This window comes from Christiangramia forsetii KT0803 (genome assembly GCF_000060345.1).
In the GTDB taxonomy this organism is placed as follows: Bacteria; Bacteroidota; Bacteroidia; order Flavobacteriales; family Flavobacteriaceae; genus Christiangramia; species Christiangramia forsetii.
Genome location: NC_008571.1, coordinates 3,240,507 through 3,266,923, shown reverse-complemented (window position 1 = coordinate 3,266,923; position 26,417 = coordinate 3,240,507). Strand labels below are relative to the sequence as shown.

Annotated in this window: 24 protein-coding genes; 10 read left to right on the top strand and 14 right to left on the bottom strand. The window is 36.5% G+C overall.

The window, feature by feature from the left end:
* Positions 1-214 precede the first annotated feature (214 nt).
* The 3 genes from GFO_RS14625 to GFO_RS17380 all read left to right on the top strand — a co-directional run bounded on the left by GFO_RS14625 (position 215) and on the right by GFO_RS17380 (position 2,349).
* A complete protein-coding gene (locus GFO_RS14625; RefSeq protein ID WP_011710954.1) occupies positions 215-796 on the top strand; it encodes a hypothetical protein in 582 nt (193 codons plus the stop codon).
* A gap of 616 nt (positions 797-1,412) precedes the next feature.
* Complete coding sequence (locus GFO_RS17385; RefSeq protein WP_049792113.1) at positions 1,413-1,760, top strand: transposase; 348 nt, start codon at positions 1,413-1,415, stop codon at positions 1,758-1,760.
* Positions 1,675-2,349, top strand: coding sequence for an IS1595 family transposase (locus GFO_RS17380; RefSeq protein WP_148264631.1), 675 nt, complete (start codon positions 1,675-1,677; stop codon positions 2,347-2,349). Before GFO_RS17385 ends, GFO_RS17380 begins: the two co-directional genes overlap by 86 nt.
* A 188-nt stretch (positions 2,350-2,537) precedes the next feature.
* Here the strand turns inward: GFO_RS17380 and GFO_RS14610 are convergent, their stop codons facing one another.
* Positions 2,538-3,095 carry a hypothetical protein gene (locus tag GFO_RS14610; protein WP_041250156.1) on the bottom strand — a complete coding sequence of 186 codons (558 nt, stop codon included), beginning with the start codon at positions 3,093-3,095 and terminating at the stop codon, positions 2,538-2,540.
* Between the two features lie 86 nt (positions 3,096-3,181).
* On the opposite strand from GFO_RS14610, the gene GFO_RS18030 reads away from it, so the two are divergent.
* Both GFO_RS18030 and GFO_RS14605 read left to right on the top strand, forming a co-directional pair.
* Positions 3,182-3,304, top strand: coding sequence for a hypothetical protein (locus GFO_RS18030; protein ID WP_011710949.1), 123 nt, complete (start codon positions 3,182-3,184; stop codon positions 3,302-3,304).
* Between the two features lie 406 nt (positions 3,305-3,710).
* A complete protein-coding gene (locus GFO_RS14605; RefSeq protein ID WP_041250404.1) occupies positions 3,711-4,043 on the top strand; it encodes a single-stranded DNA-binding protein in 333 nt (110 codons plus the stop codon).
* A gap of 167 nt (positions 4,044-4,210) precedes the next feature.
* On the opposite strand, the gene GFO_RS14600 is transcribed toward GFO_RS14605, so the two are convergent.
* Positions 4,211-5,113: a histone deacetylase family protein gene (locus tag GFO_RS14600; RefSeq protein WP_011710946.1), complete on the bottom strand. Its 903-nt coding sequence runs from the start codon at positions 5,111-5,113 to the stop codon at positions 4,211-4,213.
* A 298-nt stretch (positions 5,114-5,411) separates the two neighbouring features.
* Positions 5,412-7,487: a methionine--tRNA ligase gene (gene metG / locus GFO_RS14595; RefSeq protein ID WP_011710945.1), complete on the bottom strand. Its 2,076-nt coding sequence runs from the start codon at positions 7,485-7,487 to the stop codon at positions 5,412-5,414.
* Between the two features lie 124 nt (positions 7,488-7,611).
* On the opposite strand from metG, the gene GFO_RS14590 reads away from it, so the two are divergent.
* Entirely contained in the window at positions 7,612-8,193 is a 582-nt protein-coding gene (locus tag GFO_RS14590; protein ID WP_011710944.1) for a hypothetical protein, read from the top strand.
* A gap of 11 nt (positions 8,194-8,204) precedes the next feature.
* Entirely contained in the window at positions 8,205-8,564 is a 360-nt protein-coding gene (locus GFO_RS14585) for a YraN family protein (RefSeq protein ID WP_011710943.1), read from the top strand.
* A gap of 405 nt (positions 8,565-8,969) precedes the next feature.
* On the opposite strand, the gene GFO_RS14580 is transcribed toward GFO_RS14585, so the two are convergent.
* The 3 genes from GFO_RS14580 to GFO_RS14570 form a co-directional block, all read right to left on the bottom strand.
* Positions 8,970-11,042 (bottom strand): M13 family metallopeptidase, encoded by a 2,073-nt coding sequence (locus GFO_RS14580; protein WP_011710942.1) that lies wholly within the window; start codon positions 11,040-11,042, stop codon positions 8,970-8,972.
* A gap of 166 nt (positions 11,043-11,208) precedes the next feature.
* Positions 11,209-11,739 (bottom strand): nuclear transport factor 2 family protein, encoded by a 531-nt coding sequence (locus GFO_RS14575; RefSeq protein ID WP_011710941.1) that lies wholly within the window; start codon positions 11,737-11,739, stop codon positions 11,209-11,211.
* A 16-nt stretch (positions 11,740-11,755) separates the two neighbouring features.
* The gene (locus tag GFO_RS14570) at positions 11,756-12,328 is read right to left on the bottom strand and encodes a hypothetical protein (RefSeq protein ID WP_011710940.1); all 573 of its coding nucleotides are present in this window, start codon (positions 12,326-12,328) and stop codon (positions 11,756-11,758) included.
* Between the two features lie 144 nt (positions 12,329-12,472).
* Between GFO_RS14570 and GFO_RS14565 the strand changes: the two genes are divergently transcribed.
* Complete coding sequence (locus tag GFO_RS14565; protein WP_011710939.1) at positions 12,473-13,432, top strand: NAD-dependent epimerase/dehydratase family protein; 960 nt, start codon at positions 12,473-12,475, stop codon at positions 13,430-13,432.
* Between the two features lie 56 nt (positions 13,433-13,488).
* Here the strand turns inward: GFO_RS14565 and GFO_RS14560 are convergent, their stop codons facing one another.
* From GFO_RS14560 to aspS, 4 genes are all read right to left on the bottom strand, one after another.
* Positions 13,489-13,683: a cold-shock protein gene (locus GFO_RS14560; protein WP_011710938.1), complete on the bottom strand. Its 195-nt coding sequence runs from the start codon at positions 13,681-13,683 to the stop codon at positions 13,489-13,491.
* 90 nt (positions 13,684-13,773) lie between these two features.
* Positions 13,774-14,013 carry a hypothetical protein gene (locus GFO_RS14555; RefSeq protein ID WP_041250155.1) on the bottom strand — a complete coding sequence of 80 codons (240 nt, stop codon included), beginning with the start codon at positions 14,011-14,013 and terminating at the stop codon, positions 13,774-13,776.
* A gap of 181 nt (positions 14,014-14,194) precedes the next feature.
* Positions 14,195-15,985, bottom strand: coding sequence for a chloride channel protein (locus GFO_RS14550; protein WP_011710936.1), 1,791 nt, complete (start codon positions 15,983-15,985; stop codon positions 14,195-14,197).
* 165 nt (positions 15,986-16,150) lie between these two features.
* Positions 16,151-17,899 carry an aspartate--tRNA ligase gene (aspS, locus tag GFO_RS14545; protein WP_041250154.1) on the bottom strand — a complete coding sequence of 583 codons (1,749 nt, stop codon included), beginning with the start codon at positions 17,897-17,899 and terminating at the stop codon, positions 16,151-16,153.
* A 229-nt stretch (positions 17,900-18,128) separates the two neighbouring features.
* Between aspS and GFO_RS14540 the strand changes: the two genes are divergently transcribed.
* Positions 18,129-18,494 (top strand): toxin-antitoxin system YwqK family antitoxin, encoded by a 366-nt coding sequence (locus GFO_RS14540; RefSeq protein ID WP_011710934.1) that lies wholly within the window; start codon positions 18,129-18,131, stop codon positions 18,492-18,494.
* A gap of 53 nt (positions 18,495-18,547) precedes the next feature.
* On the opposite strand, the gene GFO_RS14535 is transcribed toward GFO_RS14540, so the two are convergent.
* From GFO_RS14535 to GFO_RS14520, 4 genes are read right to left on the bottom strand one after another with little or no spacing between them, the layout of a single operon-like run.
* Positions 18,548-22,048 carry an efflux RND transporter permease subunit gene (locus GFO_RS14535; RefSeq protein ID WP_011710933.1) on the bottom strand — a complete coding sequence of 1,167 codons (3,501 nt, stop codon included), beginning with the start codon at positions 22,046-22,048 and terminating at the stop codon, positions 18,548-18,550.
* A 15-nt stretch (positions 22,049-22,063) separates the two neighbouring features.
* Entirely contained in the window at positions 22,064-23,224 is a 1,161-nt protein-coding gene (locus GFO_RS14530) for an efflux RND transporter periplasmic adaptor subunit (protein WP_041250403.1), read from the bottom strand.
* Positions 23,225-23,246: 22 nt separating this feature from the next.
* Positions 23,247-24,638, bottom strand: coding sequence for a TolC family protein (locus GFO_RS14525; RefSeq protein WP_011710931.1), 1,392 nt, complete (start codon positions 24,636-24,638; stop codon positions 23,247-23,249).
* Positions 24,635-25,234, bottom strand: a complete 600-nt coding sequence (locus GFO_RS14520; protein ID WP_011710930.1) for a TetR/AcrR family transcriptional regulator — start codon at positions 25,232-25,234, stop codon at positions 24,635-24,637. The genes GFO_RS14525 and GFO_RS14520 overlap by 4 nt, the downstream gene beginning before the upstream one ends.
* A gap of 143 nt (positions 25,235-25,377) precedes the next feature.
* Between GFO_RS14520 and GFO_RS14515 the strand changes: the two genes are divergently transcribed.
* Entirely contained in the window at positions 25,378-26,352 is a 975-nt protein-coding gene (locus GFO_RS14515) for a polyprenyl synthetase family protein (RefSeq protein ID WP_011710929.1), read from the top strand.
* The last annotated feature ends 65 nt before the right edge of the window (positions 26,353-26,417 follow it).

The window sequence follows — 26,417 nt, the reverse complement described above, 5'->3', positions numbered from 1 at the left end:
TGTGAAATATTTAAGCTATTCTATATCTCCAGGCATCTATATACATTGTGGGACAAACTTTATGCAGTAAGAAAATAGCTTCATAATTCTAAAAAAAATTCGACGAAACACCTAAAAATTTTATTGCATTCTCTTTGTTTGTTTCTAAAGTTTTATTGTATCTTAGCAACGTAATAAAAAGTAAACAATAAACTAACGTCTAACTATATAAAAAATGGGTTTCTTAGCACAATTATATAAGGAGAGAAAAAGTCTTCAATTTAGACTGAATCAAATCGATTCTCTAATTGATCTGTATAAATCTCAAGGCGAAGATATTGAGGATGTTGTAGATCAGAAAAATAATCCAGGAACTCATTTTATACCAGAACATGATTTAAAAAGATCGGGCGGATCTGGAAGTTCTATTATGGATGTAACGGTAAATAAGTTTCCTATGCATCTAAAAAAAGATAGACAGATATTATGGTTGTTTGAGAATAACTTTGAACAGGGTGTTACATTATCCACAGTTCAGAAATCTTTCGACTATTATGTAGGTGATGATTATAAAGGGAATAGAAAAGTTGGCAATGTAATGAGAAGGCTTAAGCGCGAAGGTAGATTGATATTTGTTCAGTATAACAATCAAAATAAGGCTAGCTTTTGGGGTTTGCCGGAATGGGTAGACGATAAAGGATTTAAAGATGATTATCGCCCTTCAGAACATGAATTACCAATAACTATAGAATCTGTAGAAATAAGTAAAAAAGAAAATGCACCCGAAGGTGCAATTAATTTCAATGATAATGACTGATGATAATTCTCGCCCCCTTATAAGCTTCCAAACCTTATAAGTGAATTTATTCAGTCTAGGTCAAGCTTCCAAACCTTGGCCGCTTTTTTTACTAATCTTTAAAGGCTGTGCAGATACACGGTTGAAAGTAATATTAGAATTCGTCTCATTAGCGAAATTCTAAACATTCCAAGGATTAGTAATTAAATAAAGAAGTCAATAGTTCAAGCTATTGGCTTCTTTATTTATTCAAAGATAATCTTTTTTTCTTGTGTAAAAAATTAATAGATGCAAAAATACTCGATTAATTAGATATTTGTATCTGTTAGGGTTAGTGGTGATCTACTTTATATATTATATAATCCAAGCAGACAATCGGAAATTCCTTTCTTATCAAAGTATTGTATTTATAAAATTTTTCATCAGTAACATAGTCACTTAGCTTTTTTAGATTTCCAAACGTACCAATCACTTCACCTTCCTTCACTAGAACTAAGTATTTTTTTCCTTCCTGTTGCTCCTTATATGTAGTCATAAGACAAATATATATAAAATATCAATTTACTCGAATATAATTACATAAATAATTTTATATATCAATATAATCGATTATATTTACAATGTAAATAATTAAGACATGAACTTTAAATCACTTCCACAGCTACTAGATTACTTCAAAGACGAAGCAACTTGCATCGAGTATTACGAAAATATTCGTTGGGGTGGTACTCCTGTTTGCCCTCATTGTGGGAGTGAAAACCCATATAAGACTACTAGAGGTTATAAATGTTCTAATAATGAATGTTATAAGAAATTCACCGTTAAGGTGGGTACTATCTTTGAAAACTCTAAGATCCCTTTTAGAATTTGGTTTGCAGCTATTTATTTAGCTACTTCTCATAAAAAAGGTATTAGCCAGCGTTCAACTTGCTTTAGACTTAGGAATAACTCAAAAGACTGCCTGGTTTGTACTTCACAGGATTAGAGAAATGCTAAGAGAGAAAGCGCCTAAAATGTTGGGAGAGACTAAAATGGTAGAAGTTGACGAAGCTTATTTAGGTGGTAGAGAGAAAAATAAGCACGCTAAAAAGAGACGTTCTGAGAATGGTTTTACAACTAATGAAGGTAAACCATACAAAGCTAAAAAAGTGATAGTAGGACTTATCGAGAGAGACGGGCATGTAGTTTTAAAGCATGTTCCAAGTGCAGATGCTAAGAATATGGTTTCATTTATAAAAAATCATGTTCCGGCAAACAGTACCATCTATTCAGATGAAGCACCAGTTTATAAGCAACTAAAAAAGGTTTATACACACGATAGCGTTAAGCACGCTTTGAACATTTACGTTGAAGGTGCTGTTCACACGAATACAATCGAAAACTTTTGGAGCGTTCTAAAACGTGGTTTATATGGAATCTACCACCAAGTAAGTGATAAGCATGTTAGCCGTTACTTAGACGAGTATGCAGCTAGATTTAATACTAGAAAGCTTTCTTCTAGTGATAGGTTTGTAAATTTTTTACAAGAAAGCGAGAGTGTTCTTAATTATAATTCCTTAACAAAAAAGCAATAAAAAAGGGCTTCAGTTTCCTGAAGCCCATATTATTTAGAACTGTTCAGACTTTGAAAGCCCTGTCTTTCGACTGTTCAGACTTTACTCGCCCTGTCCTAATAATGCTTTATATTATAATACAAATTTAAGTAATTACTTAGTTCGTTAATAAAATTATCAATAATTATTTTTTATAGTTTGATATAATTCTATAGTTTAATTCTATATAACTCCCGTAAATCCTTATTTACACTTCTCCTGAGAATTGCATTTTCTTCAGTAATTGATAATACGTATTGACCGTCACCAACATTAAAATCATCTACTTGCATAGCAGTAACTACAGTCACTTCGTATTTACTTGTTTCTAAGAAATGTATCTCTACAACTACATTAAGCGTGCCATCTTCCTTAGTTTGCTTTAAAATAACCCTATCCTTAGTTGGTATTTTTCCGTTTTCGAAAAAATTAATGAATTTAAATTTTGGGAATCTTAGAAAAATGTCAACTAAATATTTAAAAGAAAAAACTATAAGCTCCTGAACTTCCTGTTCTTCAATACCTTCTCTTTTTCCATAATCATCACCGTGAATTCTTCTAGAATGATAATGCTTATCTATCCACAATTCGACCTCAAATTCATTATACTTATATAATAATCTAGCGTTTTCGGAAGCACAATTTGGTTTAAAAGCTTCGTTATCATCAACTTTTTCGAAAATGCTATCTTTTATTATCGGTTTTTGAATTCTTGGTCTTTTATGCATTATAAAAACAAATATGAATTGCAAAAATAAAATTTTAAATCAGAATGAATATACATTGTTAACCGTTAATTAATTAAATTTGTAATATGTCTGAATACAAGAAAAAAGAATCCAAAAAAGAGAAACCACTTAAAATAAGCGGCTCTTTCGACGATGTTCTAAAAGCTTCAGCAATTAAGAGCAAAGACGAGAAAAAAGACAAGAAATAGCATTGCACTTCATTTTCGGGTGTAGGTTAGGGTGAAGCTTGACCTTGAAAACGGTTAAGGCACTAACAGAGTGTAAAACGTTCATTGTAAAAAAGGCTTTTAGCCTATAAGTAAATTTCTAACGGATCTAAAACCGTTGCCAAGAGGTCATGCTATTTAGAGTATGGGAATCCCTGCTTCATCTTTCCAAAAAAAATCCGTTCCAGGATAACATAAACCTTATTTATTGCTTTGTCCCATTTGGTATATAGATGCCTATCTCCAATTTCAGTAGTCATTTTCAAACGTTTACAAACGAAAGTAAACACATACAAATACTTTTTAGACGAATAAACTTTTGAATGGGCTACATCTTTGTCCTGTTGAAATGAACGAATGATTTTCAGCTGCAATAAATTCTATGGTTATGAGCACTATAAGAAACACAGTACAATTAATTGGGAATGTAGGTAATGAACCTGAGATCGTAAATCTGGAATCAGGTAAAAAACTGGCTAAATTTTCGATAGCTACGAATGAAAGCTATAAAAATGCGAAAGGTGAAAAGATCACTGATACGCAATGGCATAATATTGTGGCTTGGGGTAAAACCGCTGAGCTTGTGGAAAATTATGTTCCAAAGGGGAAAGAAATAGGTGTTGAGGGGAAACTAACCAGTAGAAGTTACGAAGATAAAGATGGAATTAAACGCTATATTACAGAAGTGATATGCCATGAATTACTGCTAATGGGAAAATAACAAGACCTGTTTTAAAGTATAGAACCCGCCATATGGTGGGTTCTATACTTTTGAGTTTATTCTAGGAGGGTTTAATACCCCAAAGCTTGCCACGCAAAGAAATTTTCAAAGTTTGAAAACGCATTCTTATGCAATGCATTGTAGGCTTGCCCCAAAGAAATTTACTTCTAGAAGTAAATTTGCTGCGCCAGCCGGTAAGTGTTAGCATGAGCCTCAATAATATGCTTAATATCCTTGGAATATCCCCCTCCCATGCTACACTCTACAGGAATATTCAAATCGTGACAGGTTTGTAATACAAATCTATCCCGCTCCCTGCAGCCCTCAATAGAGCAGGAGAGTCTTCCAAGTTTATCGGTTTTCAAAATATCTACGCCACAAAGATAGAAGATAAAATCAGGCCTAGTTTTTTCGATAAGTTTGGGTAAAATCGACTTTAATTTTTCCAGATATTTAGCATCTTGGGTTCCGTCGTCAAATTCAATGTCAAGATCTGATTTTTCTTTTCGGAATGGATAATTGCCTTTTCCATGCATTGAAAATGTGAATACTGAAGCATCATTTTTGAAGATTTCGGCAGTTCCGTTTCCCTGATGAACATCAAGATCTATCATAAGTATCTTTTTTGCCAGCCCTTTTTCCTGAAGATATCTTGCTCCAATCGCCTGATCGTTCAAAAGGCAAAAAGCTTCGGCTCTATTAGTAAACGCATGATGAGTGCCGCCGGCGATATTCATAGCAATCCCATTTTTCAAAGCATAATCACAGGCTTTAATGGTTCCGTTGGCGATAATTTGTTCTCTGTTTACCAATTCCTGAGATAAGGGGAAACCGGAAACCCTAATTTCTTTTTTCGAAAGATCCAAATTTTTTAAACGCTTTACATATTCAGGGTCATGAACGTTTAAAATATGGGATTCTTCTGGAAATTCCGGTTTAAAGAAATTCTCGTCATTACAGGTTCCTTCATGCAATAATTGCTTGGGAAGGAGATCATATTTTTCCATAGGAAAACGATGACCTTCCGGTAAGGGATGTTTATAAATAGGGTGGAAAGCTATTTTAAGCATGAATTGAGAACAACTATTTAATATGAAATTCAATTATCATCATCCTGAACTTGTTTCAGGATCTCTTTCTATGGTCGATAATTCTTTTCTCAGCTAGACCTTAAGGAAAGATCCCTCTTTTATTGACTTCTAAATGTAAGGTTCTTCGGTTGTTTCTCTTTTTCGGAATAGCGATGAAAGTATAACAATTGAGAAGCTGAAACGAGTTTAGCTTGATGAATATAATTAAAAACAGATTTTAGTAATAAGAAAGAATTTTTGCCACATTTCGACTGCGCTCAATGTGACAAAAATTGAATTAATTTATGGTCGTTCCAGCCTTTACACCATCTTCATCTGGATTTACAAAAACCAGCTTTCCTTCGGCATTTTCGGTCATTAAGATCATACCTTCGCTGTCAACTCCGCGTAATTTTCTTGGAGCCAGGTTTGCCAGCACGGTCACTTTTTTCCCAATGATATCTTCCGCTTTAAAATGTTCTGCAATCCCAGAAACTACTGTTCGTTGATCGATCCCAGTATCAACCTTTAAAACCATCAGCTTTTTCGTTTTTGGCATTTTTTGAGCTTCAATAATGGTTCCTACGCGGAGATCCATTTTGGTGAAATCTTCGAAAGTAGCGATCTCTTTTTGAGGTTCTGCTTTCTGATCTTCCATGGCGTTGGCAGTTTTAGTAGCTTCTAATTTTTCCAATTGCTTTTCCATCTGTTCATCTTCTATTTTACTGAAAAGCAATTCAGCTTTCCCGATCTGATGACCTCCCAGAATAAGGGCTTCTTTAGTTCCTATGATATCCCAGTCCGGAGTATTATCTGAACTCTCATCAACATGATTCAACATTTTCTTGAGTTTTGCTGAGGTAAATGGTAAAAATGGTTCTGAGATAATCGATAATGCTGAAGCAATCTGAAGAGCCACATACATGATGGTCTTCACTCGTTCCTCATCGGTTTTGATCAATTTCCAGGGCTCTTCATCGGCCAGATATTTATTGCCGAGTCGGGCCAAATTCATTAATTCTCCCTGTGCCTCTCTAAATCGATATCTTTCGATTGAACTTGCAATGACAGATGGATAGGCCTTCAATTCTGCAATGGTTTTTTCATCAATTTCAGAATAAGCGCCCGGTTCAGGAACAATTCCGTTGTAGTATTTATTGGTAAGCACCACCACCCGGTTAATAAAGTTTCCGAAGATAGCTACCAGTTCATTATTATTTCTAGCCTGAAAATCTTTCCAGGTAAAATCGTTGTCTTTTGTTTCCGGAGCATTAGCCGTAAGAACATACCTCAATACATCCTGCTGATCTGGAAATTCTTCGAGGTATTCATGCAACCAAACTGCCCAGTTCTTGGAAGTAGAAAGCTTTTTTCCCTCCAGGTTCAGAAATTCATTCGCAGGAACATTTTCCGGAAGTATATAGTCACCGTGTGCTTTTAGCATTACCGGGAAAATGATACAGTGAAAAACGATATTATCTTTCCCGATGAAATGAACTAATTTTGTGTTCTCGTCTTTCCAGTAGGGTTCCCAATCTTTTCCTTCACGCTCAGCCCATTCTTTGGTAGAAGAGATGTAGCCGATAGGCGCATCAAACCAAACGTAAAGCACCTTCCCATCACCACCTTCTACAGGAACAGGAATTCCCCAGTCGAGATCACGGGTTACCGCACGAGCACGAAGTCCATCATCTATCCAGGATTTTACCTGGCCGTAAACATTCGATTTCCAGTCGGATTTATGTCCTTTTAAAATCCATTCTTTTAAAAAGTCTTCATATTGATCTAAAGGTAAAAACCAGTGTCTTGTTTCCTTTAAAGTAGGGACTGCACCGGTAATTGCCGATTTTGGATTTATAAGGTCTGTTGCATTTAGAGAAGTTCCACAACTTTCACACTGGTCGCCATAAGCCTCTTCGTTTCCACATTTCGGGCAGGTTCCGGTTACAAATCTGTCAGCAAGGAATTGTCCTGCTTCTTCATCGTATAATTGCTCGGTAGATTCTTCTATAAATTTCCCATCCTCGTACATTTTTTTGAAAAATGCCGAAGCGGTATCGTGATGCGTTTTTCCTGAAGTACGGGAATAATTGTCAAACGTTATTCCGAAGTCTTCAAAGGACTTTTTAATGATCCCATTGTATTTATCAACTACATCCTGTGGAGTTACCCCTTCTTTTTTCGCTTTAATAGTAATAGGCACACCATGCTCATCACTACCACAAACAAAGGCGACATCATACCCTTGCATTCGTAAAAAACGGGAATAAATATCTGCCGGAACATAAACGCCGGCTAAATGTCCAATATGAATAGGCCCGTTGGTATAAGGTAAGGCCGCTGTAATCGTAAATCTCTGAGGATTTTTGTTCATTATTATATGTCCTTTTTTAAGAGCCGTAAAGTTAAGCAAAGGTGTGTGAATACGCGTTAAATTCTTGCAAAAGGCAAAAGCTGTGAAGAATAACTTTCTATTTTTACCCAAAATCGAAACTAGAATGCGTAAAATAATATTGATTGTAGCAGTACTTATAATGGCTGCTTGTAATTCAGCAAAAAAGGGCACTTCAAAAAGTACTTCAAAATATACCGTTGAAAATCTTGGGAATATGAATGCCGAAGATATTACCAGGAACTATCCTGATGCAAATATAGAAGAAGGAGCCGATATGTTTGAAGAAGGTACCGAGGAAAGACCTTTTACAATTTTATATCCTGGAACTGTGAACGAACTTCATATTACCTGGCAGGATCAGGAAAGAACGAAAATTCATGATTTGAGATATGCTCAAAATGGCAAATGGAAGTCTGAAACCGGAGTTGAAATTGGAACTTCTTATGATGATCTTAATAAAATGAACGGGAAAAAGATCTCCTTTTATGGATTTGGATGGGATTATAGTGGAGCAGTAGACTGGAACGGAGGAAAACTGGAGAAAAGCGGACTCAGAGTTTTTCTAAAACCAGGAAATGAACTTTCCAATAAATTTTATGGCGATAAGATTATTGAAGCTACTCTTGAAGAAATTGAAGCATTAGACCTCAAAGTAGGTTCCATAATGATCAATTACGCTATCTAAGAACACAATTTATGGCAGAGCATAACGAACTTGGTAAAAAAGGGGAGGAGCTGGCCGTAGAATATTTACGATTAAAGGAATATGAAATCCTTGAATTGAACTATCGTTATCAAAAGGCAGAAGTTGATATTATTGCTAAAAGAGGAAATACTTTAATTGCAGCTGAGGTAAAAACCAGGAGTACTCCTGAATTTGGGAATCCACAGGATTTTGTAAAACCCAAACAGATCCAGCAACTGGTAAAAGCGGTAAATCATTATGTAGAGGAGGGAGAACTAGATGTTGAAGTAAGGTTTGATATTATAGCGATTATTAAAAACAAAGCCGGAACGAAAATCGAACATATTCAGGATGCGTTTTTTTATTTTTAATGAATACCTGACTCCGTTATTATGATAATTTAATTGGGGTATCAGGTCGAGCGAAGTCGAAATCCGGATGTATACGACTAATAGTTCCCGACTATACTCGAACTTACAATAGAATGGTTTTTATGTTCTTCGTAATCAGTTTTTATAATATGCTATTACTTATTGGCCTTATACTTTACTAAAATATTCGTGCATTAGTGGCTAATAAAAGTGTTAGCATCACTCTTAGATGAAAAATAATTTATCTCAGGAGACTCATACGATAGCGAGATGCTGAAACGAGTTCAGCATCACGTATCTTAAATTTATAGGTTTTAGAATGGTATTACTTAATTATTGAATTGAGGGATAGAAAATAAAAAAGGCCGGTCGTAGACCAGCCTTTTTTATTTGATATACTAAAATCTACCAGATTCTAACTCTTTCTTCTGGTTTTACATACATCGCATCACCTTCTTCAATAGCGAAAGCATCATACCATGCATCAATATTTTGAAGCGGTACATATGCTCTGTACATTCCTGGAGAATGTGAATCAGTTTTTATCCTGTTTCTCATGGCTTCATCACGCATTTTAGTACGCCATACGGTAGCCCAAGAAAGGAAGAAACGTTGTTCCGGAGAAAATCCATCAATTTTTCCAGGATTTTCATTGTCTTTCAAGTGAAGCTGAAGTCCGTCATATGCAGCATTTACACCACCAAGGTCACCAATGTTTTCCCCAAGGGTAAACTTCCCGTTGATATAAACACTGTCCATCACTTCAATAGCGCTGTATTGCTCAGCAAGATCATTACCAAGACCTTCGAATTGCTCAAGATCTTTATCTGTCCACCAGTTGTTTAAGTTACCTTCAGCATCAAAACGAGCACCGCTATCATCAAATCCGTGAGAGATTTCATGACCAATTACAGCTCCAATTCCGCCGTAATTTACAGCTGCGTCAGCCTTATAGTCATAGAAAGGGGGTTGTAGAATAGCCGCAGGGAATACAATCTCATTATAACGAGGGTTATAATAGGCATTTACCGTTTGTGGAGACATAAACCATTCGGTTTTATCTACTGGCTCACCAAGATCTGCCATATTTTCGGCAACTCTCCATTTTTGAGCATTCAGCATATTCTGAAAATAAGATCCTCCGTCAGCAGGAGCTACAATCTCCAACTCACTGTAATCTTTCCACTCATCAGGATAGCCAATTTTCACATTAAAAGTACTTAATTTTTCAAGTGCTTTCTTTTTAGTGTCCTCGCTCATCCAGCTCAAATTGTTGATTCTGTTTTCATAAGCCTTCAAAATATTAGCCACCATTTCCTGAGCTTTTTCTTTGGCCTGTGGAGGGAAGTGTTTTTCAACATATAATTTACCAAGAGCTTCTCCAAGAACTCCATTGATGCTTCCAAGGGCTCTTTCATCTCGAGGTCTTTGTTCTTTAGCACCTCTTAGAGTTTTACTGTAAAATTCCCATGATTCACGTTCAAGGTCTGTAGTTAGGGATGGAGCAGCGCTATTGAAAAGATCCCATTTTAAATACGTTTTCCAGTCTTCTACTGAATTTTCAGCAAGAATTCCCTGAAGTGCTTTCATGTATTTTGGCTGAGAAACGATGATAGTATCAAGCTTTTTAGCACCAATACCTTCAAAATAGGCATTCCACTGCATTGCCGGAACTGTTTTCTGTAATTCGGCAACGGTCATTGGATTGTACGTTTTTCTAGCATCGCGACGCTCAACTTTATCTAAACGGGGTTCTGCCAGTTTCGTTTCAAAAGCCAGAATAGTTTCGGCAGCTTTCGAAGCTTCTTCTTCAGAATAATCTATATACTGAAGCATATCAGCGATATAAGCTTTGTACTTTTCCCTCTTATCTTTAGAATCTGAATCCTGAGTTAGATAATAATCTCTCTCAGGAAGGCCTAAACCAGACGGATTAAGATAAGCAGCATTCATATCTGAATTCTTACTATCGGCTCCTACACCAAATGAAAAGAATCCTGCGCTTCCATATTCACTCATTTCAACCAGGAAATCCTGAAGATCTTCTTTAGACTGGATAGCGTCTATTTTTGCCAAATATGGCTTTACTGGTTCAACACCTTGTTCATTTCTGGAAACGGTATCCATGATACTTTTGTAAAGAAAAACTGCTTTACCTGAATCTGTAGATCCATCAAGGCTATCACTTTCAGCTGTTTCTCCAAGAAGGGCCAGGGCATCTTCATCTGTTCTCTGGCGCAATTCGTCAAAACTTCCCCAACGAGTACGATCATTTGGAATTTCGGTACTATCCAGCCAGGTTCCGTTCACATAGCGGAAAAAATCTTCTTTTGGAGTTGTGGTCGTATCCATATAGGCAAGGTTAATACCATGGACCTCTTCATCCTTTTCCTCTGCCTTTTTATCATCATCATTACAGGCTGTAAAAAGTCCGGTGCCAACCAATGACAAAAGCAGAAATTTGTTTATTTTCTTCATCGTTTTATTGAATAATTATAAATATGCCGGCTAAAGTAAAAAATCTGCTAAAAAATCAAAGGATTTATTAGCAGATTATTAGTTTTAAGCATTTGTAATTCAAAAAACTAACAATATTTCATATTAGTTTTTGAGAAATTTTTTAAGAGTTCGGGAATGCAGAAGCTCAGTTCTTCGTGAGCTTTGAGATTAATTTAGTGTCAAACTCTTTTTTGATTGCTGTGATTTCGTCTACATTTTCATTTGGAATGGCGATGGAAAGAACATAATGATGAATCTTCCATTTTCCATCCTCTTTCATCAATACTCCCGAACCTCGACAAATACCCATTTGTGTGTCCAAAAGTTCATCGAACCAGGCAAGCATTATATTTTCATGTACATAAAGATTTCTTTCAAGAGTTGAGAAACTCCAGGCTTTTCCGGCATCAAAATACGGTTTAGAGAATTTTTTGAATTCAGGTAAGGTCCAGTTTTCGGTAGCGTCGGTTCCAATAAATATGGCATCCTCAGTCATCAATTCAAAGTAATCTTCAAATTTTGCTGAGGCTGCCGCTTTATGCCAACTTCCTATGGTTTTATTAATTTGTCTTTTTACGGCTTTAATATTTTCTTCGGTGTTTTTAACCTGTGCATTCAGACTATTCCAGGAAAAAACTGTGAGAAGAAGAAACGCTATGAATAATGATTTTTTCATGCTTAGGTTTTCAAAATTAATTTTGGGTAGTTATGGAATCAGCAGAAATTGAATCTTGTTCTCTTTCCATTTTTTCAAATTCATCAAGCTCTTTTTCGAATTCTTCCAGTGACTTCAGGAAAATTTCGTTCATCTGAAGTTTTAAATTGGTAAATTCTAAATGCAGTTCTTCCGTAGTCTGTGAAATATCCCCTGCATCCGGCTCCTGCTTTCCTGAATATTGCTTTAAAAGCTGTGCCTTTGTATTCACCACATTTAACCTGGACTCCACAGCAACCGATTTGAGGCTATCCGGTACAGAGTTTTTTAAAGACTCCATTATTTGAGCAATAGCCGGAGCACTATTCATTACCTCATTTATAGTTGAATTTTCAAGTCTTCTTACTTCGTTTTGAGCGGTTATAAATTCTACCCAGTTAAGGGCATATTTCCTGGCTTCAGGTTCGAGAGTAAGAGGTGTTTTTTCTATTTTCATTTTCTTTTGGAAGGCGGTGGTATCCATTTCATTTTTTATTGAATTTTCACCGTTTTGTTCAGTTTTACAAGATACTACTGCTAGTATAAGGATAAAATAGATCAGGTTTTTCATAAAAAGAATTTCAAAGGATTACAAAGTTATTCATTATTTACAGATTTAAAAATTATTGAAGAATCGCCAATAATGAACGTCAAGAAAATACTAAGATTACGAATTCCTCTGTATAATTAAATATATTTGCAAAAAATTTAATTTATGGCCGGAAGGATTTTGATAATTGGTGCCTGCGGACAAATTGGTACTGAGCTAACGTTGAAATTGAGAGAGATACATGGGAATGACCAGGTGATCGCCAGTGATATTAGAGAAGGTGCAAAAGAACTGATGGAATCTGGTCCTTTTGAAACCCTGAATGCTACTGATGAACCTCATATTAGAAAGATAATACAGGATTATGAGGTGAAAGAAGTTTACCTCATGGCTGCGATGCTTAGCGCTACTGCTGAAAAAGCTCCTATGAAAGCATGGGATCTAAATATGGATTCCCTATTTCATATCCTGAATATTGCAAAAGAAGGAATAATTGAAAAGGTGTTCTGGCCTTCCAGCATTGCGGTTTTTGGACCCACAACTCCAAAGGACGATACTCCCCAAACTACAATCATGGAGCCAACTACTGTGTATGGAATAAGTAAGCAAACCGGTGAGCGTTGGTGTGAATACTATTTTAATAAATTTGGTGTAGATGTAAGAAGTATACGATATCCTGGAATTATTAGTTATAGAACGCTTCCTGGAGGGGGAACTACAGATTATGCCATCGAGATTTTTCATGAAGCACTGAAAAATTCATCATATACTAGTTTTCTTGCTGAAGATGCAGCTTTGCCGATGATGTATATGGACGATGCTATAAAAGCTACGGTGGATATTATGGAAGCACCTGCTGAAAAAATAAAAGTGAGATCATCTTATAATCTAGCTGCGATGAGCTTCACTCCTGAAATTTTAGCTAGTGAGATCAAAAAGCATATTAATGGTTTTAAGATCTCTTATGATCCTGATTTTAGACAGGAAATTGCTGAATCATGGCCATCCAGTATAGATGATACAACTGCAAGAGAAGACTGGGGATGGAAACATGAATTTAATCTTGACAAATTAACTACTACTATGCTTGAAGGAGTTGGAAAATCTTTAAAAACACAGGATTAAAAATAAGAAAAGCCGCTGAAAAGCGGCTTTTACTGTTCTAATCAGAAAAAAATATATTATTCGATCACGCGTACTTCTGTAGCGTTCACTCCCTTTTTTCCTTCTGTTTCTTCGTATTCAACTCTATCCCCTTCCTGGAGAGTTTCACCGTTTAAACCAGTGATGTGTACGAAAATGTCTCTTTTGGTGTCGTCGTTGGTAATGAATCCATAACCTTTAGATTCATTGAAAAATTTTACTGTGCCTTGCATAAAAAATAATAATTAATAAAGAACAAACATAATAGATAAAATTTTAGAATCCGTTGAAAATCAGAATTTTTTATAAATTTTTGCTGTAATTTAATCAATTCCATTCTCTCGCATTTTTTTCATATTCTCTTCAGACAGAGTATAATCCTTTAATTTTTTGCCTCTCCAACGTACTACTAAGAATATAGGCATGAGTATAAATGCACTTACCAGCACAGCAATTCCAATGATTCTGTCACCGGTTAGGAAATCATCATGAAGCCGAAAATAGAAACCAACACCGATGGCTATTAAAATCGCGATTCCCAGTATTTTCATAAATAGTTTCATATTCAAATATTTAATAGATCTGTAAATGTCAGGTTGAGCGCAGTCGAAACCTAAATTTAACTGATCAATAGTTCTCGACTGCGCTTGAACTGACAATAGAATTATTTTGTATTATTAGTAATTAGTATTTTATAACTTTAAAATTATATGCACTTAACTACTGATTTCTGCATTTTTATTATCAGACGGTTACTTCTATCAATTTCTGTCGGTAGGCGGTTAGGAGTTTAGACTTTGAAATAAAGCCTATATATTTTCCTTTTTCTACTACCGGTAAATTCCAGGCATTGCTATCCTGAAATTTCTTCATAATGGCTTGCATTCTATCATTTTCAATATCTATAATTTCGGGTGCCTGTTGCATGATATCCTGAACCTTTACTTCGTTATATAGTTTTTCATTGAACATGATAGACCGAATATCGTCCAGCAGGATTATACCCATGAATTTACGATTTTCGTCCACCACAGGAAAAATATTGCGGGAAGATTTTACAACTCCCTGATGAATTACATCTCCCAAATTCATATCTATTTCTAACGGAATAAAGTTCTTTTCTATCACCTGCGAAATATTCATTAGAGTTAAAACGGTTTGATCTTTATCATGAGTAAGCAGGTCTCCCCGTTGAGCCAGTTCCATCGTATAAACCGAGTGCGGTTGAAATTTAGAAGTGATCATAAAAGAGATGGCTGCCGTGATCATTAAGGGAATAAAAAGTTCATAACCATGGGTAAGTTCAGCTATAAGAAAAATTGCGGTTAAGGGAGCATGGAGCACACCGGCCATTAAACCGGCCATACCTACCAGCGTAAAATTACTAACGGAGATCTGGTGCTTGAAGATGCCCAGATTGTTAATTATTAAGGCAAAACAATGTCCCATGGCACTTCCCATAAACAATACCGGGGCAAATATACCTCCAACACCTCCCGCGCTAAAGGTTAGCGAAGAGGCGATAATTTTAAAAATCACAAGACCCGCTAAAAGAATAATAACCACCCAAATATTTTCCAGGTAAGCATTAAATAAATTCGTGCCCAGAGCTTCTAAGTAATTTTCCTGGAGGAGATTATTAATTACATTATAACCTTCTCCGTATAATGGCGGAATAAAATAAATAAGGGTTCCTAATCCAAGTCCTGCCATAATGAGCCGGACAAAAGGGGAGGATATTTTTGCCAAAAGTTTCGTTGATCCAAAATAGATTTTAGAGAAATAAATGGAACAAACAGAAGCCAAAATTCCAAGTAATATATAGTATGGAACTTCAGAAATTATAAAAGCATCTTCCAGTTTAAAGGGTAAAATGATCTCACTTCCGAAGAAAAAATAGGAAGTTAAAATTGCCGAGACCGATGCTAATAGAAGTGGTAAAAGGGAGGCCAGGGTAAGATCCAGGCTAAATACTTCTATTGCAAAAATAATTGCAGCAATTGGAGCTTTAAAAATGGAAGACATAGCTCCGGCAGCCGCACAGCCAATTAGCAAAGTACGCGAGGCCTGATTCATCTGAAATATCCTGGAAATATTAGACCCCAGGGAAGCACCGGTAGCCACCGTTGGCCCTTCTAAACCTACAGATCCACCAAAACCAACAGTAATTGGAGCGGTTATTAAGGAAGCGTACATTTGATACCTCTTCATGATTCCTTTTTGCCTTGAAATTGCATACAAGGTGGTTGGAATCCCGTGACCTACTTTTCGTTTTAAAATGAATTTTACGATGAGGTAAACCAGTAATAAACCAATTACCGGGAATATAAAGTAGAAAGCATCGTGATATCTTACGATGAACTCTCCTTCCAGTAAAGACTGAATTAAGTGCGTAAGGTTTTTAATGATCACAGCAAAAATTCCGGCTACAAACCCAATAACCGCACTTAAGAACATCAAAAACTGGCGATGAGAAAGGTTTCTGGATTTCCAGTTCAAAAACTTATGAAGCAAGGAATTTCTGAATTTTGCCACACTTTGATAATTAGCTTGTGAATATAAAAATAGATTATTTAAAGGTCTGATTAAACGTCATCCTGAACTTGTTGCAGGATTTAATATGATGTTCAAATAACAAAATATAAGCTGAAACAAGTTCAGGGTGACGAAATTAAGACTATTTTAAACAGTCTTGATATTTTATAATTTCAAGCGAAGATGTAAGTCGCTAAGTTGTTGTTCGTCAAGTTTTGCCGGAGCATCTATCATCACATCCCTACCGGAATTGTTTTTAGGGAAAGCTATAAAATCCCTGATACTTTCCTGACCACCAAGAATGGCAACCAGCCTGTCAAATCCAAAAGCGATTCCTCCGTGTGGAGGTGCTCCATACTGAAACGCATCCATCAGGAATCCGAATTGTTCTTTTGCTTCTTCTGGAGTAAATCCAAGATATTTGAACATTTGAGATTGAGTTTCCTTATCGTGAATTCTTATAGAGCCTCCACCAATTTCATTCCCGTTCAGCACAAGATCATAGGCGTTTGCTCTAACTTTTCCAGGTTCTGATTCCAGCAGTGCAAAGTCTTCTTTCTTTGGAGAGGTAAAAGGATGGTGCATCGCATGGAACCTTTCAGTTTCTTCATCCCATTCTAAAAGTGGAAAATCTACCACCCATAGTGGAGCAAATTCATCAGCTTTTCTTAGTCCAAGCTCATTTCCTAAATGCATTCTAAGAGCGCTCAGCTGAGTTCTTGTTTTTGCGGCATCACCTGCCATTACCAAAATAAGATTGCCAGGTTTTGCGCCGGTGGCTTCCGCCCAATTTTTCAAAGCATCCTGGGAGTAGAATTTATCTACCGATGACTTTAGAGTTCCATCTTCATTATATTTCGCCCAAACGAGTCCGTTAGCACCAACCTGTGGTCTTTTAACCCAGGAAATAAGTTTGTCTATTTCTTTTCTGGTAAAACTGGCAGCTCCGGGAACAGCAATTCCCACCACCAATTCCTGCTGATCGAATACATTGAAGCCTTTATTTTTAGCGATATCATCCAATTCTGCAAACTCCATCCCGAAACGAATATCCGGTTTGTCATTTCCATATTTTTTCATGGCATCATCGTAGGTCATTCTTGGGAATTCTGCCACATCAACACCTTTGATATCTTTTAGTAAATGCCTGGTAAGACTTTCAAAAATGTTTAAAATATCTTCCTGGTCTACAAAGGCCATTTCGCAGTCTATCTGTGTGAATTCAGGTTGTCTGTCTGCTCTAAGATCTTCATCCCGGAAACATTTTACAATCTGAAAATACTTATCCATACCACCCACCATCAGCAATTGTTTGAAGGTTTGAGGAGATTGAGGAAGGGCATAAAACTGACCTTCATTCATCCTGCTCGGCACTACAAAGTCACGAGCACCTTCAGGAGTAGATTTTATTAAATATGGAGTTTCGATTTCAATGAAACCTTCATTGGAAAGAAAATTTCTTACTTTCATGCCTACCTGGTGGCGGAACATCAATTTATTCTTTACCGGATTCCGACGAATATCCAGATAGCGGTATTTCATTCTAAGATCCTCTCCACCATCGGTGTCATCTTCAATAGTAAAAGGAGGGGTTTTGGAAGAATTTAATATTTTAAAATCTTCTACAAGAACTTCGATCTCACCGGTGGCGATATTGGGGTTTTTGGACTCCCTTTCAATTACCGTTCCTTCCACCTGAATAACAAATTCTCGGGCGAGACTTCCGGCCTTATCCATAAGTTTTTTTGAAGAACGTTCCTCGTCAAATATCAACTGAGTTAAACCGTAGCGATCACGCAGATCTACCCAGATCATAAACCCTTTGTTTCTTACTTTTTGAACCCATCCGGAGAGGGTTACTTTGTTACCAATTTGTTGAGCATTAAGTTCACCGCAGGTATGACTTCTGTACATGTTATCCTTCAAATTTAGAATGGGTGCAAAAGTAAGAAGTTATACACTTTTACTGAGCCTTTCCTGCTTAAAAATTAATTGATTTTATTTCAATGTTAAATTAAAATTGAAATTTAATCTACTGTAAATCAATTTACAGAAGCTCCAATGTTAACTTAATGTTACGTGAATATTGATTTTTTGTAAACTTTCTTTATATTTGTAATGTTAACGTTAAATGAAATGAGCTATGAAGAGAATTAAAAATACAGTTTTGGCAGTGGCTTTCCTCATGGGAGGAGTTGCTATAGCACAAGATACAGAGCTAAAACCTGTTTTTGAAGAACAGGGAAATTTAATTAAAGGAACGTTTTATTATGAAGATGGAAGTATTAGACAGGAAGGTACGTACAAGGATGGCAGACTCCACGGAGAGTGGGTTTCTTACAACCAAGACGGTAAGAAGACAGCCATCGCGAACTACAAGAATGGCAAAAAGGACGGGAAATGGTTTTTTTGGTCTGAAACTAAACTTACCGAAGTGGACTACGAAAATAGCGTAATAGCTTCTGTAAATAGTTGGAAAAGCGAGAGTCTTTTAGTAGATCGAAAATGATTAAAAAGATATATAAATAAAAAACCCCGAAGAATTTCTTCGGGGTTTTTTATTTAGGCATTTGCCAGTTCTTTTTCTTTTCTTTTTTCTTCTTCTTTTTTTCTATTTCGGGATTCACGTTTTTCCCTGAATTTAATTTTGGCCCTATTAACTAAATAGAACATGATAGGGATAATTACCAGTGTTAAGAAGGTTGCGAAGATCAGCCCGAAGATTACGGTCCAGGCCAATGGTCCCCAGAAAATCACATTATCACCTCCAATATAAATCCCCGGGTCGTAATCTGTAAACAGACCAAAGAAATCAATATTTAAACCTACTGCCAGGGGGATTAAACCTAACACTGTGGTAATAGCGGTTAGTAATACCGGTCTCAAACGAGATCTACCACCTGCAGCAACCAGTTCAAAATATTCCTTGCGACTTAGATACTCATCTTCCTCCATACCTTTTTCTTCCTTTCTACGGTCGATAAGGATCTGGGTGTAGTCAATAAGTACAATGGCATTATTTACTACAATTCCTGCGAGGGAGATAATACCCATCATGGTCATAATCACCACGAAATCCATTCCGAATATTACCAGTCCTAAAAATACCCCCGCCAAACTTAAAACAATCGCCATTAGGATAATTATAGGTTTGGAGATGGAATTGAATTGTGCCACGAGAATTAGTAGAATACCTCCCATAGCATAAAATAGCGCCATAAGAAGGAAACTCATATTATCTGCCTGTTCTTCCTGTTCACCGGTAAATGAATAATTTATACCTGATGGAGTTTCATAATTTTGTAATTCATCTTTCAATTCATTTACAATCTCGGTAGGATTGTATCCACCCAAAACATTAGAATAAACAGTAATGATCCTTTTAAGGTCTTTTCGTTTAATAGAACTAAAAGAAGAAGTGTTGCTTTTGGTGATTAATGACGAAATAGGCACCTGTATTAGCTTCCCGTTATTATTCCTGAAAGTTACCGGCTGATTGAAAATTGCACTTTCATCGTATCGGTATTTATCTGCAAATCGAACATTTATTGGATAATCATCATCTCCTTCTTTATAAGTGGAAATTTCTTCTCCATAGATAGATCTTCTTAGAGTTTGACCAATTGTTGAAGTAGAAATCCCCAACTGACCTGCTTTTCCACGATCTACCTGAACATCCATCTCCGGTTTAGATTTATTTACGTCTATTTTTAGCTCTTCTATCCCGGCGATATTCAGTCCTTCTATAAAGTTTCGCATGCTTTCAGCTTCGCGCAACATATCTTCATAATTGTCTCCGCTTAATTCAATATTAATTGGATAGCCGGTTGGTGGACCTGCTGCATCTTTTTCTACAATAATCGAAGCTCCCGGAAATCCTTTTACTGCATCCCGAACTTCAGCCAAAACAGCGCTACTCTTCACACCTCGACGCTTCTGAAATTCCCGCATAGAAAGGGTTATTTTCCCTTTGTGGGGCATCTCGTTAGCTTGTCCGGCATCAGTTTGAGGATTCCCCGCACCCTGACCTACCTGAGAAATAGCAGATTCTACCATATAGTTATAACCATCATCGTCCTGATATTTTTCAATGGCATCATAAACTCGCTCTTCAATTTTCCTGGTGAGTTCGTTGGTTTTCTTGATATCTGTTCCTTGAGGATATTCTATATAGGTGATAATCTGGTTTGGTTCATTTTCAGGAAAAAACAACACATCTGGTTGCGCTACAGCCACTAAAAAGAAAGATAAAATAAGTATGCCAAATGTTCCGAAGAAGAATACATAAGCCTTTCTTCCTTTTAGGGCATATTTTAAGAAACCTTCATATAAATTTTCTAATCTTTTTAGTGCCTTAAACTGGAAATAATCTACAGCTCCTGCAAGGAAATACTTATAAACCCACAGCATGATTGCAGCAAGAATACTCAAATTTCCTATTCCTCGAAGTCCCGCTACATCTAATATGTATCCTGTAATAAGTAATACGATCCCAACACCTGCAAGGATTAAACTCCAACGTATAAGTTTTTTCTTGGTTAATGACTCCTCTTCAGTTTTCATGAATTTGGAAGTAAGCATGGAATTGATGATTAGGGCCACGAATAAGGAAGATCCTAATACCACTGAAAGGGTTATCGGAAAATAAATCATGAATTTTCCAATTAATCCGGGCCATAAGCCTAAAGGAAAGAAGGCTGCCAGCGTGGTTGCCGTGGAAGCAATAATGGGCCAGGCGATTTCACCCATACCCTGTTTGGCAGCTTTCATACGCGGCATCCCCTGGCTCATCAGGGAATATACATTCTCTACCACCACAATTCCATTATCTACCAGCATTCCAAGTCCCATTACCAGACCAAAAAGTACCATGGTGTTCATGGTAAAGCCTAATGAGGATAGGATGAATAGCGACATAAGCATGGAAAGCGGAATAGCAAATCCCACGAATAATGCATTCCTAAAGCCCAGGAAAAACATCAGTACTAATACTACCAGGATTACCCCAAAAATGATATTATTTACCAGGTCGTCTACCTGGTTCTGGGTTTTAATAGACTGGTCATTGGTCAGGGAAATATTAAGATCATCCGGCAAATAATTCTCCTGCTCTTCTTTTACAATTTCCTTAATGTTTTCTACGGCGGCGATCATATTTTTACCGGCACGTTTTTTTACATCCAGCATTACTACGGGATTACCGTACTCCCTGGCATACGTGGTTGGATCCTGATCTTTAAAATTAATGGTGGCAATGTCTTTAAGAAAAATATTACCGCCATCGGTTTTCACCACTACGTTTCTAAGCTCTTTTGGGTTTTCTATTTCGCCTAGAATTCGAATGTTTTTCTGAACACCATTACTTATAACATTACCTCCGGAAATGGTATTGTTCTCACCACGTACGGCATTTATAATGTCGTTGAAGCTTACCTGGGAGGCGGTCATTTTATAGACATCTACGGCAATCTCTACTTCCTGATCTTCCACTCCCCTAATGGTTGCTTCTTTAATAGGGGGAAGCAATTCAATTTTATCCTGAAGATATTCTGCGTAATCTTTTAGTTGCTGAATAGGATAGTTTCCGGTAAGGTTAATATTCAGAATAGGTTGCTCTTCTGAAAGGTTAAGGTCAAATACATTGGGTTCTACCTTAGCTCCGTTATCCAGCGTAGGCCAGGTGGTTTCAGCTTTTACCTGGTCTACTTTATCTTTTACCCGTTGCTTGGCAGTAGGAATTTCTACATCCTCCTCAAATTCTATAATCACCATAGAATAATCCTGAAGGGTAGTGGAACTGATTTCCCGTACTCCACCAATATTGTTGAATTCTTCTTCCAGCGGTTCGGTAATAAATTTCTCTACGTCTTCAGCTGAGTTCCCTGGATTTATAGAACTCACATAAATTTTAGTTTCTATAATTTCAGGAAAAGATTCTCTGGGCATCGTGTAATAGGAGTAAACTCCTAAAAATAGAATGATGGATATAATTACATATACCGTCATTTTATTCTCGATCGCCCAGGATGATATGCTAAATTCTTTATAAGTATTCTTGCCCATAATGCAATCTATTTTCTAATTTTTGGTAGTAACAAGTTGTCCGTCACGTACACTTTTGGCGCCTTCAATAATAACAACGTCACCATCATTCAATCCACTTTTCACTTCGATCTCGTTACCGTAATTCAGTCCGATTTCTAAAACGACTCTTTTCGCAACTCCGGTAGAATCACTTTTTACTTCATATATATAGGCAATAGTTTCTCCTTCAGAATTCTCCTGAAGAATGTTTTCCGGAATGGTAATAGCGCCTTCACTGGTATAATCATTCACTTTTACCGTGGCGATTAGGTTTGGTTTTACCTGGCCGTTTTTATTTGGAATATCGATCTCTACATCAAAGGTTCTGTTATCAGGATTTATATAATTCCCAACCTGGCGTACGGTGCCCTTAAATTCCTGACCAATGGAAGCAAGGTTTATACTCACTTCTGTTCCAACTTTTATATTGTTTAAGTAGTTTTCTGGTAAAGATGCCTTTACATACATATCGCTAAGGTTGACCAGCCTAATAACTTCCGTTTGCCCTTGATTTACCACCTGGCCCTGTTCAGCAATTACATTATCTATTACCCCGCTAAAAGGAGCTTTAATAATGGTTTTCCCTAATTGTGATTTTAGCTGATTGGTAGCATCCAGGGAAGCTTCATAATTGGCTTTCGCTTCCAGAAATTGGATCTCTGAACCTATTTTTTGATCCCATAAACGCTTACGTCTTTCAAAAGTGGTTTTAGCCAGAGCGGTTTGCGTTTCCTGCTGGGCAACCTGACTGCTAAGACCTCCATCATCAATTTTCGCCAGTCGCTGTCCCTTGGATACCTGCTGCCCCTCGTTTACATATACCTCGGTAAGAACTCCGGAGTATTCAGGATAAAGAATAATATTCTTATCGGTTTCTACATTACCCTGAACTTCCACAAAATGTTTGAAAATAGAATCATTCAATTTTTGAGTAGAAACTAATACTGCAGCCTGCTTTTTTTCCTTTTTCTGAATGTAGCTGTTTAATTTCTCAATTTCAGACTTTAATTCTCTTTGCTGAGTACTTAAGGCTGTTTTTCTTTCTTTAATTGCGCTAAGATCACCATCTTCAATTAGGGCGTCTACAGATTTATCGTTACCTCCGCAAGAGCTTAGAATAAGTGATGTGGTAAGTATAAATAGAAACTTTTTCATGGGAATATGATTAAAGTGTTTTTTAATTGTCATAATTTTCAGAATAGGTGGTAGTGTCTAACAGATTTTCCAATTTGGCTTTTTGGGTAATTACATCCAGCATGGCTTGCAGGTACTCCTGTTGTGCCTGGTATAATTGGCGTTGCGCTTCACTTAACTCAAAGCTGGTTGCCAGACCTTCAAAAAATTTAATTTGATTTTTATTTTCAATGCGTTCAGCAAGATTTAAATTTTGTTTTTTGTTTTCATAATTTTCAAGACTGAAGCTATAATCATTTTTAGCTGTTTGAATATTAAGTTTAACCTGGTTTTTCGTCTGTTCCAACTCTAATAAAGATTGCTCATAAGCCAGTTCTTTTTGTGCAGTTCTGGCACTTCGCATCCCGCTACTGAAAATAGGAACGTTTAAGCTAAGCCCTAATATAGACTGATCAAAATATGTTTGGTTATTGGTGAAAAAAGTGAAATCATCACTGTTTCCCTGTGCACCATAATTTACAAATGCTGAAAGTGTTGGAAGTGCCTTACTTTTCTCTAACTTAACCTCAATCTCGGCGCTGTTCGCCTGATCTTCAGCAATTCGATAATCTATATTTTCTTCTACATTTATTTCTTTAGAAAGCAGTAAAAGATCAAAATTTTCCATACTTAATTGATCGAGCTCATCTTCTACCTGTATTGGATTTTCTACCGGGATACCCATAGTTACTTTCAGCATATCATAGGCAATATCTTCCATACGCACAGCATTATTGAGATTAGCCTGTAAACCTAACTGGGTAATTTTAAGTTGCTCTACTTCTTCTTCTTCAGCAAGGCCATTTTCGAAAATTACTTGAGTGTCATCAAGATTTTTTTGAACTGTCTTTAGGTTGTTTTTTAAGATCTCAATATTTTCTTCTGCTAACAATACATTACCATAAGCGTCGGTAATGGCTTTCTTTACCTCTAAGTCTGTTTTTATTTTTGCGTTTTCAGTAATTTGAAGCAAGGTTTTGGAAGACTGAATACCAACAATATAGGAGCCATCAAAAATTAATTGGTTCCAGGTAGCTGTAGCGGTGAGGTTTTGCTTGGTACCAAAAGTAACAGGAACGAATGTTCCGGGTTCCCCTCCGGCTATTGCTCCAGGCAACAGGGTAACAGGTTGTACCAGATTATTTCTATATTCTGCATTGGCGCTAATTTGTGGAAGTCCCTGGGATATAATTTCCCACTTCTGTTTTAATGCGATAGCAACATCTTTGCTGGCGGTTTGAGAATTATAGGAGTTTTCCAGTCCGTATCTAATAGCTTCTTCCAGACTAAAACTATAGTCTTGATTTGAGATACTATCCTGGGCATTTACAGCCATAATACCACCCATGGCCGCTATTAGTATTAATAGAAATCGTTTTCTAAATGATATTCTCATGAGGTTGCTTTAAATTCTTCTAAAGTTTTAATTCCTTTTTCTGTACATATTGCCCGAAGGTGATAATTCAGAAATTCTTCTGTTAAATCCCCTTCACTAAATTCTTCCAGAGGGAACATTTCTTTATCCTTAATTCCCATCATTCCCACAAAATGTATTCTGCATACAAAAGGAATATGAATTTGTTTTCTGTAATAACCGAGTTCTATTCCGCGAGAAATATTGTCTTCAACACAATTCTCCAAAACATTAAATTGTTCTTCTATAAGTTTGTTGAAGATCTTGGGGTAGTATTTTTTTAATTGAAAATGGGGAGAAGTTTTCTCTCCTTTCAGATGCTGATTCACGAAGCGTTTAATTTCAAAATTCTCAATCACCGGATTGAGGTTTCTTGATCTTACCTTATTAATTCCTTCAGAAATACTTTGCAGTAAATGCGACCCGGCGGCCTGCACCAATTTATTTTTCGTGGAATAATGCGCATAGATAGTTTTCTTAGATATTCCCAGTTTTTCGGCAATATCATCCATGGTTACACTTTTAAAACCATATTGGAGAAACATCTCGGTAGCGGTATTTAATATTTTTTCCTGCACCCTTTTTTATTAAAATTTTGGCAAAAGTAGTTGAAGGAAACTTTATAAACAAAAATAGTTTCCAAAGTTTACTATTATTTAACATGACTATAGAATTTGAAATACTTCCAATTATGGTATTTTAGCGGAAAATTTATTACTTCATGCTTGCCATTTCCCAGTATAGAGAAGCGATTATAGATTATCTACATGAAAAGATTAAGGTCAAAGAACCTGCTAATTTGTATGAGCCGATGGTTTATATTCTTGAACAGGGAGGGAAGAGATTAAGACCTGTTTTGGTGCTTATGGCCACAGAAATTTTTGATTGTAATTATAAAAAGGCGCTGGATGCTGCTTTAGCAATTGAAATATTCCACAATTTTTCACTGGTGCACGACGATATTATGGATGATGCTCCTTTAAGAAGAGGGAAGGAAACTGTTCATGAAAAATGGGATATTAATACAGGAATACTTTCTGGAGATGCAATGCTTATAAATGCTTATCAATTATTTGAAAGCTACGAAGGGGATACATTTAAAGAGTTGTCAAAATTATTTACTAAAACAGCCATTGAGGTTTGTGAAGGGCAACAATACGATATCGATTTTGAGACACGAGATAATGTGAGTATAGAAAATTATCTCAAAATGATAGAGTATAAAACCGCAGTTTTGGTAGGTGCTTCCCTGCAAATGGGAGCTATCGTAGCTCAAACTTCTACAGCATGTAAAGAAGCAATTTACCAGTATGGAAGATTATTGGGAATTGCTTTCCAGCTTCAGGATGACTATCTGGATGCCTTTGGAGATCCTGAAACTTTCGGAAAACAGTTGGGAGGGGATATTATTGAAAATAAAAAGACCTTCTTATATTTAAAAACTCTTGAACTGGCTACCAGGAATGAGGCGTTACAATTAGAACATTTGTATTCTATTTCTCCTATTGAAAATTCAGGGAAAATTGAGGCAGTAAAGTCACTTTTCGAAAGTAGTGGCGCTGCAGAACTTACCAGGAAAGAAATTCAGGTCTATACTGATAAGGCTTTTAAAATTCTGGAAAAAATTCAGTTACCAGAAGAAAAGAAAGGTCCGCTTCGCAATTTTGGAGAAATGCTCATGGAGCGTCAGGTTTAATTTTTCCAAATCTTAGCCGTTAACCTATTCATTTTTAAGCAGTGTTAAAATTCCTATAATCCAAT

What these genes read in the sequence shown, in the direction of transcription:
- GFO_RS14515 (WP_011710929.1), top strand. Translation starts at nt 25,378, where the DNA reads ATGCTTGCCATTTCCCAGTATAGAGAAGCGATTATAGATTATCTACAT.
- GFO_RS14540 (WP_011710934.1), top strand. Translation starts at nt 18,129, where the DNA reads ATGAAGAGAATTAAAAATACAGTTTTGGCAGTGGCTTTCCTCATGGGA.
- metG (WP_011710945.1), bottom strand. Translation starts at nt 7,487, where the DNA reads ATGAACAAAAATCCTCAGAGATTTACGATTACAGCGGCCTTACCTTAT.
- GFO_RS14555 (WP_041250155.1), bottom strand. Translation starts at nt 14,013, where the DNA reads ATGAAACTATTTATGAAAATACTGGGAATCGCGATTTTAATAGCCATC.
- GFO_RS14575 (WP_011710941.1), bottom strand. Translation starts at nt 11,739, where the DNA reads ATGAAAAAATCATTATTCATAGCGTTTCTTCTTCTCACAGTTTTTTCC.
- GFO_RS14570 (WP_011710940.1), bottom strand. Translation starts at nt 12,328, where the DNA reads ATGAAAAACCTGATCTATTTTATCCTTATACTAGCAGTAGTATCTTGT.
- GFO_RS14590 (WP_011710944.1), top strand. Translation starts at nt 7,612, where the DNA reads ATGCGTAAAATAATATTGATTGTAGCAGTACTTATAATGGCTGCTTGT.
- GFO_RS14525 (WP_011710931.1), bottom strand. Translation starts at nt 24,638, where the DNA reads ATGAGAATATCATTTAGAAAACGATTTCTATTAATACTAATAGCGGCC.
- GFO_RS14585 (WP_011710943.1), top strand. Translation starts at nt 8,205, where the DNA reads ATGGCAGAGCATAACGAACTTGGTAAAAAAGGGGAGGAGCTGGCCGTA.
- aspS (WP_041250154.1), bottom strand. Translation starts at nt 17,899, where the DNA reads ATGTACAGAAGTCATACCTGCGGTGAACTTAATGCTCAACAAATTGGT.
- GFO_RS17385 (WP_049792113.1), top strand. Translation starts at nt 1,413, where the DNA reads ATGAACTTTAAATCACTTCCACAGCTACTAGATTACTTCAAAGACGAA.
- GFO_RS14625 (WP_011710954.1), top strand. Translation starts at nt 215, where the DNA reads ATGGGTTTCTTAGCACAATTATATAAGGAGAGAAAAAGTCTTCAATTT.
- GFO_RS14535 (WP_011710933.1), bottom strand. Translation starts at nt 22,048, where the DNA reads ATGGGCAAGAATACTTATAAAGAATTTAGCATATCATCCTGGGCGATC.
- GFO_RS14565 (WP_011710939.1), top strand. Translation starts at nt 12,473, where the DNA reads ATGGCCGGAAGGATTTTGATAATTGGTGCCTGCGGACAAATTGGTACT.
- GFO_RS14600 (WP_011710946.1), bottom strand. Translation starts at nt 5,113, where the DNA reads ATGCTTAAAATAGCTTTCCACCCTATTTATAAACATCCCTTACCGGAA.
- GFO_RS14580 (WP_011710942.1), bottom strand. Translation starts at nt 11,042, where the DNA reads ATGAAGAAAATAAACAAATTTCTGCTTTTGTCATTGGTTGGCACCGGA.
- GFO_RS14560 (WP_011710938.1), bottom strand. Translation starts at nt 13,683, where the DNA reads ATGCAAGGCACAGTAAAATTTTTCAATGAATCTAAAGGTTATGGATTC.
- GFO_RS14610 (WP_041250156.1), bottom strand. Translation starts at nt 3,095, where the DNA reads ATGCATAAAAGACCAAGAATTCAAAAACCGATAATAAAAGATAGCATT.
- GFO_RS14530 (WP_041250403.1), bottom strand. Translation starts at nt 23,224, where the DNA reads ATGAAAAAGTTTCTATTTATACTTACCACATCACTTATTCTAAGCTCT.
- GFO_RS18030 (WP_011710949.1), top strand. Translation starts at nt 3,182, where the DNA reads ATGTCTGAATACAAGAAAAAAGAATCCAAAAAAGAGAAACCACTTAAA.
- GFO_RS14605 (WP_041250404.1), top strand. Translation starts at nt 3,711, where the DNA reads ATGAGCACTATAAGAAACACAGTACAATTAATTGGGAATGTAGGTAAT.